Annotated in this window: 12 protein-coding genes; 10 read left to right on the top strand and 2 right to left on the bottom strand. The window is 42.7% G+C overall.

The annotated features are described in order from the left end of the window. Positions 1-32: 32 nt before the first annotated feature. From LGZ98_RS01910 to LGZ98_RS01900, 3 genes are all read left to right on the top strand, one after another. Complete coding sequence (locus tag LGZ98_RS01910; RefSeq protein WP_113041447.1) at positions 33-656, top strand: CatB-related O-acetyltransferase; 624 nt, start codon at positions 33-35, stop codon at positions 654-656. Between the two features lie 198 nt (positions 657-854). Further along, on the top strand, positions 855-1,850 hold the full coding sequence (locus LGZ98_RS01905) for an Rpn family recombination-promoting nuclease/putative transposase (RefSeq protein WP_262977619.1): 996 nt from the start codon (positions 855-857) through the stop codon (positions 1,848-1,850). 102 nt (positions 1,851-1,952) lie between these two features. After that, complete coding sequence (locus LGZ98_RS01900; protein WP_262977618.1) at positions 1,953-2,174, top strand: RpnC/YadD family protein; 222 nt, start codon at positions 1,953-1,955, stop codon at positions 2,172-2,174. 370 nt (positions 2,175-2,544) lie between these two features. Here LGZ98_RS01900 and LGZ98_RS01895 read toward each other — a convergent pair whose 3' ends face one another. Continuing rightward, positions 2,545-3,312, bottom strand: a complete 768-nt coding sequence (locus LGZ98_RS01895) for a DJ-1/PfpI family protein (RefSeq protein ID WP_113041444.1) — start codon at positions 3,310-3,312, stop codon at positions 2,545-2,547. Between the two features lie 301 nt (positions 3,313-3,613). Between LGZ98_RS01895 and LGZ98_RS01890 the strand changes: the two genes are divergently transcribed. After that, a complete protein-coding gene (locus tag LGZ98_RS01890) occupies positions 3,614-4,585 on the top strand; it encodes a GlxA family transcriptional regulator (RefSeq protein ID WP_113041443.1) in 972 nt (323 codons plus the stop codon). Here LGZ98_RS01890 and prpR read toward each other — a convergent pair whose 3' ends face one another. After that, positions 4,586-6,250, bottom strand: a complete 1,665-nt coding sequence (prpR, locus tag LGZ98_RS01885) for a propionate catabolism operon regulatory protein PrpR (protein ID WP_228899628.1) — start codon at positions 6,248-6,250, stop codon at positions 4,586-4,588. It abuts the gene before it with no gap. Between the two features lie 337 nt (positions 6,251-6,587). Here prpR and prpB point away from each other — a divergent pair, with 337 nt between their 5' ends. From prpB to LGZ98_RS01855, 6 genes are all read left to right on the top strand, one after another. Beyond that, complete coding sequence (gene prpB, locus LGZ98_RS01880; protein WP_113041441.1) at positions 6,588-7,478, top strand: methylisocitrate lyase; 891 nt, start codon at positions 6,588-6,590, stop codon at positions 7,476-7,478. Between the two features lie 60 nt (positions 7,479-7,538). Continuing rightward, a complete protein-coding gene (gene prpC / locus LGZ98_RS01875; protein ID WP_228899630.1) occupies positions 7,539-8,705 on the top strand; it encodes a bifunctional 2-methylcitrate synthase/citrate synthase in 1,167 nt (388 codons plus the stop codon). A gap of 55 nt (positions 8,706-8,760) precedes the next feature. Next, positions 8,761-10,212, top strand: coding sequence for a bifunctional 2-methylcitrate dehydratase/aconitate hydratase (locus tag LGZ98_RS01870; protein WP_262977617.1), 1,452 nt, complete (start codon positions 8,761-8,763; stop codon positions 10,210-10,212). Between the two features lie 732 nt (positions 10,213-10,944). Beyond that, entirely contained in the window at positions 10,945-11,070 is a 126-nt protein-coding gene (locus LGZ98_RS01865) for a hypothetical protein (protein ID WP_262405122.1), read from the top strand. A 38-nt stretch (positions 11,071-11,108) separates the two neighbouring features. Beyond that, complete coding sequence (gene ectB, locus LGZ98_RS01860; protein WP_191214776.1) at positions 11,109-12,419, top strand: diaminobutyrate--2-oxoglutarate transaminase; 1,311 nt, start codon at positions 11,109-11,111, stop codon at positions 12,417-12,419. A 16-nt stretch (positions 12,420-12,435) separates the two neighbouring features. Beyond that, positions 12,436-13,284, top strand: a complete 849-nt coding sequence (locus LGZ98_RS01855) for a cupin-like domain-containing protein (protein ID WP_228899639.1) — start codon at positions 12,436-12,438, stop codon at positions 13,282-13,284. The last annotated feature ends 10 nt before the right edge of the window (positions 13,285-13,294 follow it).

Raw genomic sequence — 13,294 nt, 5'->3', positions numbered from 1 at the left:
GGTAAATGAATAATTAATAGAGACTATTTACCATGAAAGAAAAACATTGGTCAAAAATCCAATTTTTGCATGAAGCTGTAACTAATCAAAGTATTGTCATCAAAGGAACCCATAGCTATTATAGCGATTGTTGGAGTGGCGGTTTTGAAGAATCTGTCGTTCGCTATTTGTATGGTGATAAGATCAGTCTTCAATGGGAGTCTAAGTGGCCAATTGATAAATTGTATATTGGCGATTATGTTTGCATAGGTGCTGAAACTATCATTCTTATGGGTGGAAACAATACACACAGAGCAGATTGGTTCTGTTTATATCCATTCATGGAATATATCGAAGAGGCATATGTAGGTAAAGGTGACACGCATATTCATGATGGCGTGTGGCTTGGTATGCGTTCAATGATTATGCCTGGTGTTACTATTGGAGAAGGCGCTATTGTTGCTGCTAATAGCGTTGTCACTAAAGATGTTGAGCCATATAGTATTGTTGCTGGAACGCCTGCGAAATTAGTTAAATATCGCTTTGAGCCGCACATTATCAATGAGCTACTCGCGTTAAAAATATATGATTGGTCAGAAGAGAAATTTAATGCTTTAAAACCCTATCTCTGTTCTTCGGATATTAAGGCATTAAAATCTGCTGTAAGATCATATTAAGAAAAACAGTTAATTAATTCCGTAAAATAATTAATTAGGCTTGATTCGATTAATTAAGTATGTTTTTTAAAAATGTTCTATTGCTGAATTATTTAACCGAAGTCCATTAATTGTTAGCTTAAATACCGTTTCGGCATTCGAGCCGCAAACGGTATTTATTTAATATTCCTTCAATATAAAATATGCTACTATCCTCTTATGAAAATAAAAAATACACCGACGCCACATGATGCTATTTTTAAAAAGTTTTTAAGTCATATTGATACCGCCAGAGATTTTCTAGAGATACACTTACCTGCGACATTACGGGCAGTTTGTGATCTTGATACACTGCGATTGGAATCGGGGTCGTTTATTGAGGACAATCTGCGGGTACATTATTCCGACATTCTGTATTCACTAAAAACTACACAGGGTGAGAGTTATGTGTATTGCGTGATTGAACACCAGAGTTCCCCGGATAAAATGATGGCATTCCGGCTGATGCGTTACAGTATTTCAGCAATGCAATGGCATCTGGAGCAGGGACATAAAAAATTGCCGCTGGTTATTCCAGTGTTGTTTTATCACGGAAAAATACGGCCGTATCCGTGGAGTACCAACTGGCTCGACTGCTTCGATGCTTCGGCTCTGGCGGAAGAGATCTATTCCAGCGCGTTTCCGTTGGTAGATGTGACGGTAATCCCGGATGATGAAATCCTGACGCACAAACGGGTTGCATTACTGGAAATAGTACAAAAACATATCCGGCAACGTGATATGGCGGAGTTACAGCAAAAACTGGCCATACTGCTGGCGTATGATTACTATGCGGAAGGGCAGTTAGAAAGCATGCTAAACTACATATTACTGGTGGGAGATACCGCCGATCCAGAAGGTTTTATCCGGCAACTGGCAGAACAGTTCCCGAAGTATGAGGAGGTACTGATGACAATAGTGCAAAGATTGGAACATAAAGCACGTCAGGAAGGGCTTAAGGAAGGGCTTCAAAAATGTCAAGAAGCACGCGAAGAAGGGCTTCAAGAAGGATTACAGAAAGGTGAAAAAAAAGGTGAAAAAAAAGGCGAAGAGAAAGGTAAAAAACAGGCGATTCTGGAAATCGCCTGTAGAATGATGAACAATGGTATTGATCGTGAAACAATAATGAAAAACACAGGGTTGAGCCAGAAAGAACTTGAACAAATACATCACTGATTCGTGCTGAGAGCCGTAATCGGTATTTAAAGATTCGTGTTAGAAGAGGGGCTTGTCCAGCGAGTAACGGGACCGTCCCCTAGAAATATGAGGAGGTAATTGGTGACAATAGCGCAAAAACTGGAGCAGAAAGCGTTCCAAGAAGGATTTCAGGAAGCATACCAAGAAGCATACCAAGAGGCATACCAAGAAGGATTACAGATAGGTAGAAAACTGGCGCTTGTGAAAATCGTGTATGCAATGATAGACAATGGTATAGACCATGAAACGATAATTAAAATCATTGTGATGAGCCGGAATAAGATTGAACAAATAGCCGATTAACTTATGCTGACACTTTATTGGCATGAAAATTCGTGTAAATAAGTGGGCAAAACTTTACATATAAGCGGTATATTATTTGGATAAGTTTGAAATCATACTTTTTCTGTCGGGTATTAAGCTTTTTAATTGAAATAGTATTTGAATAATTAAAGAATATTCCTCAAATAGAATATTTGAAACATCGTAATTCGATAAATTTTCTCTTGGAAGCGGCAACCGGATTGGTTGCCTATACCTTTTAATCTAAAAAAAACAAATCTGGATGTATGCACCTCTGAATTAGCCGTTCTTAGAATAGGAAATATTTCCGTTATTGGTAAATAAGCGAATGCTGAAACAGGTTGAATTAAGCCATCATACGAAAATAGATTCAGTAGATATCTGATATTCTTTTGGCGCTTTTAATTAAGATTTCTTTGTAATCAGGCGTCTGTTTTTCCACATTGGAAAATATAGCTTGAAGTGTGGCATGGGTTATTTCTTTGTCGGCGAATTCTGGCATGCCGCTATTGAACGGGGGTTCTGGGCTATATTGTATCGCTAGTTGGACTGCTTGGGCATATTCTTCACCTTTGATTTCAGCAAGCAATGTTAAACCGAAATCAATACCTGCGGTGACTCCACCTCCTGTAACCCGGTTTCTATCGATAACGACTCTTTTATTAACCGGTATTGCATCGAATTTGTTGAGATCGTCTATCATCGACCAATGAGTCGCCGCCTGATACCCTTTTAGCAAGCCTGCGGCCCCTAACAGGATAGATCCTGTACACACGCTGGTGACCCAAGATGCTTTACTTCCCACTTTATGTATCCAATCAAGCATGTCTAATTCGGCAAGCAAAGCATAAGGATTTCCTGTACCGGGAACACACAAAATATCCACTTTATTTAATTGCTCAAATGTAGTGCTCGGTGAAAATGATATATGTGCCAGCTCAGTACGCACCGGAAGTAAATCGCGCCAGACATATTCAATATTTAACCATCCTCCTACTTCAAGAACTGTCGCGGGACCAATCATATCAAGTGGCGTCATGCCTGGGAAAATGACAAAAGCGAGAGTGGGTTTTTCTCCAGACGATGTATTCATTAATGAAGATAATGTCGCAGGATATTCCTTAGATGTGTTTTTCATGGAGAAGTTTTCCTTATCGAGATTGAAAAGAGAACTGAAATTCATATGCCGCTATTTTTAGCGATCGCTGAACATCTGTATTCCCGGTAGTAAATTGATATACCCGTCATCTTTCAAGTTGCCTCTTTGTTGGCTGCACTCGCTCACCCCGGTCACATAGTTTGCTATGCTCCCGGGGATTCACTCCTTTGCCGTCGCGATGCATCTTGAAATCCATTGGGTATAGAACAACTGTAACCGTAAACTAATTGGCGTATATGACAATATTGCGACGATTTACGCCAAGTGCCATAATTGCCTTATGGACATTAAAACTCTCTATTTTGTGATCTTCCCCAACGTAAATCTGCTGGACCTTTCAGGGCCATTGCAGGTCTTTACCACAGCTAATGAGCTAGCAGAGAAATCTGGTCACAAACGGCCTTATGCCATAAAAGTCGTGGCTTGTGATCCCGGACAGGTAATGACGCAGGCTGGAATAACTGTGCAGGCAGAACCTTTACCTAAGTTGGATTCTCCTGCCGATACTCTGATTGTTGCAGGGGGCATTGGCGTTGAGTCAGCGGCGAACCATCCGCCATTGCGTAATTGGTTAAAGGGACATGCATCGCTGGCTAGGCGTATTGTGTCTGTATGCAGCGGGGCATTCATTCTGGCTGCTTGCGGGTTGCTTGATGGCCGCAGAGTCGTTACGCACTGGAATAGCTGTGCCGAACTGGCCCGGCGTTACAGTAAGTTGCGGGTAGAATGTGATCCTATCTTTATTCAGGATGGTCCGGTGTGGACTTCTGCTGGTGTCACCGCAGGAATTGATTTGGCTCTATCATTGCTGGAGGAAGATTTCGGTCATAAACTGGCACTGGATGTTGCGCGGGATCTCGTTATGTTTCTCAAACGTCCTGGTGGACAGGAACAGTTTAGTGCTCCACTGGCATTACAAAGCAGTACCAGTAAATTTGCAGATCTGCACGCTTGGATGATTAACAATTTGGCGGGAGACCTTTCAGTGGCAGCTTTGGCTGCTCGTACCAATATGAGTGAGCGTAGTTTCGTGCGCCACTATGGCCAACATGCAGGGATTACGCCAGCCAAAGCGGTGGAGCGATTCCGCCTAGAAGCGGCGCGTCATCTTTTGGTTGAATCTACGCTATCGCTCAAGTGCATAGCCTCCCGTTGCGGTTTCGGCTGTGAAGATACTTTACGCCGCAGTTTCTTCCGGGCGTTCAGTAGCACTCCACAGGACTACCGTAAGCACTTCAAGGCAACATTTTAGCTATTTATTCCCTGCCATCTCTTTCTTCAATCGTCGCCACAACGTAGTACGGCTAATCCCCAGATATTCCGCGGTTGCATGGTGATTGCCAGAAAATCGTTTCAAGGTTTCATGAGCTGAAAGTGGTGCAACAAGTGAAGATTGTTGAGTTAAAGAGGGGAAAGACTTCATACTTTGTTCTGCCAGCTTGAGTGTAGATTGGCGCTCCGGTGAAAGCGCTAATATCAATTCCGGTGTTAAGGTATGCTCAGGATGGGCACTAAGGTATAGCGTGAGCCGCTCCATAAGATTACGTAGTTCCCGGACATTACCGGGCCAATGATAGGCTTGCAATGCCTCCTGACAAGCAGCAAGCTCTTGCACTCTTGATTGTGATACCGGCAAATTTAATGCAGCAAATGCTCGTCGCAGATATTCCAGCGCCAATATACCAATATCATGACCTCTTTCCCTGAGGGCCGGAATGTTGATGCGCAATACACTTAGGCGATAAAACAGGTCTGTTCGAAAACGCCCTTCTTGAACCCAGGTATCCAAATCGCAATGTGTGGCGCAGATGATCCGAACATCAACGGCAATAGGGCGGTGTCCTCCTACTCTGACAACGGATTTTTCTTCCAGTACCCGCAATAGCCGTGTTTGAAGAGGCAGTGGCATTTCACCAATTTCATCCAAAAATAGTGTGCCTCGATGCGCAACCTCAAAAAGACCTGCACGACCTCCCCGCCGAGATCCGGTGAAAGCGCCTTCCTCATAACCAAACAATTCAGCTTCCAGTAAGGATTCAGCAATGGCGCCACAGTTAACGGCGACAAATGGCCGTTGATGTTTACCTGTAATCTGACCATACCGCAGGGCATATTCATGGTGAATGGCTTGTGCCACCAGCTCCTTCCCTGTACCACTTTCCCCTTGTATTAGCACTGTGGCAGGCGAGCGGGCGTATAGCATAATAGTGTTGCGCACATGTTCCATTACCGCTGAATCTCCCCGGATATCATTGAGAGTATGGCGGGTACGTAAACTATTCTCGGTTGGATAGGCAGAAATTGAAGCTTGGCTGAGCTTGGTCATTCTGGCAATATCCAGTGCATCATGGAATGCCTGGCGAATAGAATCAGCAGAGTAGACAAAAACACCCACCAATTCAGCTTCATAGGCGAGGTCGGTAATTAGCCCGGCACCGACAATCACTTTAATGCCAATGGCTTTTAGTGCATTGACTTGGGCCCGTGCATCTTCTTCCGTTACGTAACTGCGTTGTTCAATACGCAAGTTGAACCGTTGCTGAAATTCTTCTAGCGCAGGTAATGTATTCTGATAGGTGATAACACCAATACGGGAGCTGATTTGTCGTGCACGGGCCAATGCCTGCATAAAATCAAAACCGCTGGCCTTAGCAATGATGACGGGTACTGACAAACGGCTTTTAAGATAGGCGCCATTAGAGCCGGCACAGAGCACGGCATCACAACATTCAGTTGTTAACCGCTGACGAATATGTTGAACCGCATTTTCAAACCCAAGTTGGATAGGCGTGATATTGGCCTGATGATCGAACTCTGGTGTGATATCACGAAAGAGATCAAAAAGACGGGAAACAGAGACTGTCCAAATGACCGGTTTATCACGGTTATCACGTTCTGCTGATGGTGCTTCTGCCATGCGATTCCTCATCTGTGTGCTGTTTTCTGTACGCTGTTTTCGTTTTTCTTAGCTGAACTTTATTCGCTTTTCCTATCACAATAATTCAATGTTTCGCAATTGTTTCATTCATGTTTCATAAAACGTAATTGATTCATTATGGAACAGATGAGTTTTTCTATCAATGGTACTTTCCTACAAGCTAATAAATATTTTTAGTGCTATTTTTTAATTTAAAAACAAATCATTAACTTTTTGTTGTGTTTGTTTTTTAAAACCATTAGCTATTTTTGACTTTATTGGTACGTATATTGCTGGATAACAAACGTGTTTCATTATAATAACAATGAGGTCTTATATGACTCTTTCCTCTGCCGGTTTGGCATTTCGTCAGGCTATAGAAGCTGAATCCCCGCTACAGGTTGTCGGTACCATTAATGCGAATCATGCGTTGCTGGCAAAACAGGCGGGCTATAAAGCTATCTATCTTTCTGGTGGCGGTGTATCGGCGGGTTCGTTGGGTATGCCTGATCTGGGAATTTCAACGCTGGATGATGTGTTAACAGATATTCGTCGTATTACGGACGTATGCGATTTGCCATTGTTGGTGGATGCTGATATCGGTTTTGGTTCTTCTGCCTTTAATGTGGCTCGCACAGTGCGTTCCATGATTAAAGCGGGGGCGGCGGGGTTGCATATTGAAGATCAGGTCGGCGCGAAGCGCTGCGGTCATCGTCCGAATAAAGAGATTGTATCCAAAGAGGAAATGGTTGATCGCATCAAGGCCGCTGTCGATGCCCGTACTGATAAAAATTTTGTCATTATGGCTCGTACCGATGCTTTGGCTGTTGAAGGATTAGCCGCGGCGCTTGATCGGGCAAAAGCCTATATTGAAGCCGGGGCGGATATGCTGTTTCCTGAGGCGATCACCGAATTACATATGTATAAAGCATTTGCGTCAACAACCGGGGTTCCTATATTAGCCAACATCACTGAATTTGGTGCGACTCCACTTTTCACGACAGAAGAGTTGAAAAGTGTGGATGTCTCTATTGCGCTTTATCCACTTTCTGCTTTCCGGGCAATGAATAAGGCAGCCGAGCAGGTTTACACCACACTCCGCCGAGAAGGGACACAGAAGAGCGTGATCAGCATGATGCAGACTCGCAACGAGTTATATGAAAGCATCAATTACTACGATTTTGAACAAAAACTGGACGTGCTTTTCTCCCAGAAAAAATCTCAATGACGGACATCCCCACCTAATTTCGTCGTTTTATATGGCATAAAAACCGTAGAGGTGATACCCATGAGCGAACAGAACACGATGACTGAGTTAACCACTTTTAAGCCTAAAAAATCGGTAGCCCTTTCTGGCGTCAGTGCGGGTAACACTGCACTTTGTACAGTTGGAAAAACCGGTAATGATCTGCACTACCGTGGTTACGATATTCTTGATCTTGCAACCCAGTGTGAATTTGAAGAAGTTGCATACCTACTGATCCACGAAAAATTGCCTTCCCGTGCTGAATTGGCTGCCTATAAAACGAAATTAACCGCACTGCGAGGTTTGCCGGGTAGCGTAAAGGCCGCACTGGAAACATTACCCGCAGCCGCCCATCCTATGGATGTTATGCGTACCGGCGTCTCCGTTCTGGGTTGTACATTGCCTGAGAAAGACGATCACAACCTCGCGGGAGCGCGTGATATTGCTGACAGATTACTGGCCTCTCTCAGCTCCATGTTGCTCTATTGGTATCACTATAGCCACAATGGACGCCGCATTGAGGTGGAAACTGATGATGTGTCGATAGGCGGGCATTTTCTGCACCTTCTGCATGGTAAAAAACCCTATGAATCGTGGGAAAAGACCATGCATACCTCGCTAATCCTTTATGCGGAACACGAATTTAATGCCTCGACATTTACCAGCCGGGTTATTGCAGGAACTGGCACAGATATTTACTCCGCCATCATCGGGGCGATTGGTGCACTGAGAGGGCCAAAACACGGTGGAGCAAACGAAGTCTCTTTTGAAATTCAACAGCGCTATGAAAATCCTGATGAAGCAGAGCGTGATATTCTGGCGCGTTTGGCGAGAAAAGAGGTCATTATTGGCTTTGGTCATCCGGTTTACACTATTTCTGATCCCCGTCACAAAGTGATTAAAGATGTGGCCCTGCAACTTTCTAAAGAGGCAGGAACCACCAAAATGTTTAATATTGCGGATCGACTAGAAGCGGTGATGTGGGCCAATAAAAAAATGTTCCCAAATCTTGATTGGTTCTCAGCGGTTTCCTATCACATGATGGGCGTGCCAACGGCGATGTTTACACCGTTGTTTGTGATTGCCCGCACCGCAGGATGGGCTGCTCACATCATTGAACAACGTATTGATAACAAAATTATTCGTCCTTCAGCCAACTATACCGGGCCAGAAAATCGAGTATTTACGCCAATAAGTAAACGTGGGTAACGCTATTTTTGATGCAGAGATTCCTGCATGGGTGTTTTTTTAACAAGGAATTATTATGTCTACCTCTGTTGCAAGCAATCATCCTGAATATGATCAGGTCATTGCGGATATTGTGGATTATGTTATGGAATACGCCATCACATCATCCGTTGCCTATGAAACGGCTTATTACTGTTTTCTGGATACGTTGGGTTGTGGGTTAGAGGCACTGGAATACCCGGCCTGTAAGAAATTACTAGGGCCGATTGTGCCGGGGACAGTGGTGCCCAATGGCGTGCGGGTACCGGGAACCCAGTTTCAACTCGATCCCGTACAGGCGGCATTTAACATTGGTACGATGATCCGGTGGTTAGATTTCAATGACACATGGCTTGCCGCTGAATGGGGGCATCCATCCGATAATCTCGGTGGCATCTTGGCAGTGGCTGACTGGCTATCAAGAAATGCTGTTGCTGGTGGGAAAAAGCCGCTCACGATCAAAGATGTTTTGACGGGTATGGTTAAAGCACATGAAATACAGGGATGTCTTGCACTGGAGAATGCATTCAATAAAGTCGGTTTAGATCACGTTGTGCTGGTAAAAGTGGCTTCGACGGCGGTTGTTGCTGAAATGTTGGGGTTGAACCGAGAAGAGATCCTGAGTGCGGTATCATTGGCTTGGGTTGACGGTCAATCACTGCGAACTTACCGTCATGCTCCCAATACCGGCTCACGTAAATCTTGGGCTGCCGGTGATGCAACATCCCGCGCGGTTCGCTTGGCCCTGATGGCGCAAAAGGGTGAAATGGGATATCCCTCGGTATTAACCGCAAAAACGTGGGGATTCTATGATGTCTCGTTCAATGGTCAGCCTTTCAAATTCCAGTGCGCATATGGCTCTTATGTGATGGAAAACGTGCTGTTCAAGATCGCTTTCCCGGCAGAATTTCATGCGCAAACTGCGGTGGAAGCTGCAATGAGTCTGCATCAACAACTGAAAGACGCTGGTAAGACTATCAATGACATTACAAAAATCACTATTCGTACCCATGAAGCTTGTATACGGATTATCGATAAGCAAGGCCCGTTAAACAATCCTGCGGACAGAGACCACTGTATTCAGTACATGGTTGCGATTCCTTTGATCTTTGGTCATCTTACTGCGGCGGATTATGAAGATAGCGTTGCGGCAGATCCCCGCATTGATGCACTGCGGGAAAAAATAGTGTGTGTTGAAGATCTTGATTTTACCCATGATTATCATGATCCGGAAAAACGCTCTATTGCTAACGCATTAACTGTTACGTTTATAGATGGCAGCCAGCTCGATGAAGTCAAAGTTGAATTCCCCATCGGCCATGCTCGTCGCCGTAAGGAAGGCATTCCATTATTGCTGAAAAAATTCAGAACCAACCTGGCACGTCAGTTCCCTGAAACGCAACAGAGGAGAATCCTGTCTGTTTCCCTTGACTGTTCGTTGCTAGAAAACATGCCGGTAAACGAATACCTCGACTTATACGTTATCTGAATTTCCAATACTATCGGCCGCCGCTCTCCCAAGTGCCGCTCTATCATCTACGGCAGCACTAGGAGAGATTATTTCATTCAACGCCTTAAACAAATTGGTAGTGTGGGCCGCCCGGCACGGATTTATTTTGTCTCTCAGCTTCGTGACTGGGCAAGGGTTTACGGAGGTTTTTGTTAAAGAGGAAAGTGGCATTTGAATATCTGAATGATTTCGTTTGTTGAGCACAACTATAACTCTTGTAATTAACTCCGAGGGTTTCTTTCTAATATATTCGTTTTTTTTTGATTAGTGTTTGGCTTTTATTAGTGTTTTGTTTGTGTTAATGTTCAGCCTATGTTAATGTTCCATTTGTACTTTAAATATAAAAAATTATTTCAAGATGTGTTTTACTTTTGCCTTCGCATAAGTTGGCTGGCTATTATTTTTCAACATATATCGAAGTAGAGAATTAAATAGCACAAAGCTAATTGGCTATAATTTGAATGGGGTTATAACCGCAGTGGATTTAAAAATGACATTATGGAATAAAAAAGATATTAGAAATATGCGGAGTTCTATGTTTACAAAACCATTATGTGAATACAAGTCTATCCATACCTATTATAAAGGCAACAATTATAGATAGAAATTACAGGAAATAATTACAGGCAACAATTACAGATAGCAGAAATGGCTATTTTTTAGAAAAATAGATTAGGGAATAAAATAGTGATATACCCTATGGATTTCAAGATGGATCGCGACGGCAAGGGAGTGAATCCCCGGAGCATAGATAACTATGTGACCGGGGTGAGCGAGTGCAGCCAACAAAGAGGCAACTTGAAAGATGACGGGTATAAACAGATTACTCCGACTTAAATCAATTTGGCTTTTATCTGAATTACTGTGGAGTTATTATGGAAATAGAAGAAATATTTAATAATTATGAGTCTAAAGCTCGTTCATATTGCCGTAGATTTCCCGTAGTATTTAGAAGTGGTATAGGTTCTACCTTAATCGATATAGAGGGTAACAGTTACATTGATTTTTTATGTGGCGCTGGCGCGCTGAACTATGGACATAATAATACAATCATAAAACAACAAATTTTTAAGTATATTCAAGATGATGGTATTATTATGGGGCTTGATTTGTACTCGGAAGCAAAAATGGAGTTTATATCGACATTTGTTGATAAAATTTTGCAACCAAGGCAGCTTGAATATCGTTTACAATTTACCAGCCCTACGGGTACGAGCGTCATTGAATCTGCGGTAAAATTAGCAAGAAAGTATACAAAAAGAGAAAATATTGTTTGTTTTACCAACGCCTTTCACGGTATGACGGGGGTGTCGCTCAGTTTAACAGGTAGTCAACATCATCGCCAACCTGGGTTATATTCTCAGATTACGCGCTTACCATTTGATGGTTATATCGATGGAGAATTTAATTATATAGGATATTTTAGAAAGTTACTTACCGATTCCAGTTCAGGGGTTGATCTTCCCGCTGCGGTAATTCTTGAGACTGTACAAGGAGAAGGCGGATTAAATGTTGCTTCTGTTGAATGGTTGAGAGCGTTGAGAGAATTGACCGAAGAGTTCAACATTCTACTAATCGTTGATGACATTCAATCTGGTTGTGGTCGTACCGGAACATTCTTTAGTTTTGAGCGCGCGAATATTAAACCTGATCTCGTTTGTCTTTCCAAATCTATTGGCGGTATTGGGCTGCCTATGTCTTTACTGCTTATTTCTCCCGATATCGATGTGTGGAAACCGGCAGAAGACAACGGCACATTTCGAGGTAATAACTTAGCATTTGTTGCTTCAAAAGCGATGTTAAATGAATATTGGGGCGACAGCTCTTTTCAGAAAATAATTCAGTATAAGGCTGAATTAATCCGAACGCACTTGAACGCTTTAGCTAAAGAGTATCATGAACTTGTACTGCGAGTTAAAGGGATTGGATTCATGCAAGGTATAGAAATGATGGATTCCTCATTAACACAGTATTTGGTGAAGCATTGCTTTGAAAATGGTTTGATTGTGGAGTTGTGCGGCCCCAATGATGAAGTGTTGAAATTGATGCCTGCCTTGACTATTGATGAAGAGACACTTGTAAAAGGATTGAAGATTATAGAACAGGCTCTCGCCAGTTTAAAAGCGAGGAACAGTGATCACGTCGAAAGTAAAGTTCAAAGGTTACCGGTTAGCAGCAATTATTAGCTAGGAGTGTAGAATTATGAGCCGTGTAGTAGAACTTACTAAGTTTAATCAGCTTGAATTTCATCAGACACTTGCTCGGGGATACGTAATTGTTTACCGAGGATTATTGCAAGACTGGCCTGCGATAAGACAATGGGATGCTAAATACTTTCAAGATAAGTGTCCTCAAATTGACGTTGTGATCAAATTTTTTGATGCAAATGGCGTGCGTTCTGAGCAAACCAAAATGTATCGTTATTTAGAAATTCTGAATGCATATAAAAAAGGGGAGATGGGTAACGATATTCCCTATTGTCATGACATTCCTATCTTTTTACAAGCTCAGCAGTTACTTGATGATGTTAGTGATTTTCCTCTAACTATTTTGCCAAAGCTTTATCGCAATGAATGGTGGAAATTTGTTCAATTTTTTATGTCTCCAGCCGGCGCTATAACGCCACTGCATTTTGATACTTTAAGAACGAACAATCTATTTTTTCAGATAAAGGGAAGTAAAAGATTCTCTTTTATTCCTTGGGAAGAAAGAGATGCTTGTTCTCGTCGAGGGTGGCGCTGGTTTGAGTATAATCCTGAAATTCAGCATGTGGGTGAGATAAACAAATCCACGATTGAGGTGCATCAAGGCGATATATTAATCATGCCAGCGGGTATGCTTCATCATGTAAGAACGTTGACTGATAGCATTTCTTTTAATATCGATTTTCATACTCGATCTTCGGCCCTTGTCAGTTTTAGGAGCATTAAAGAAAAAATGCCGCGTGAAAATTTGTATTACAATTGGCTAAGTTTATGTGGACTTTTGGGATTAATGAAGCGCGAAAATTTTTTCGAGAAGTACCGCCCGTATCTTAATTATATTTCTTAGAAAGCAAGTA

It is taken from the genome of Photorhabdus kayaii (genome assembly GCF_025384895.1).
GTDB classification, from domain to species: domain Bacteria; phylum Pseudomonadota; class Gammaproteobacteria; order Enterobacterales; family Enterobacteriaceae; genus Photorhabdus; species Photorhabdus kayaii.
This window is presented reverse-complemented; position numbering and strand designations above follow the sequence as displayed.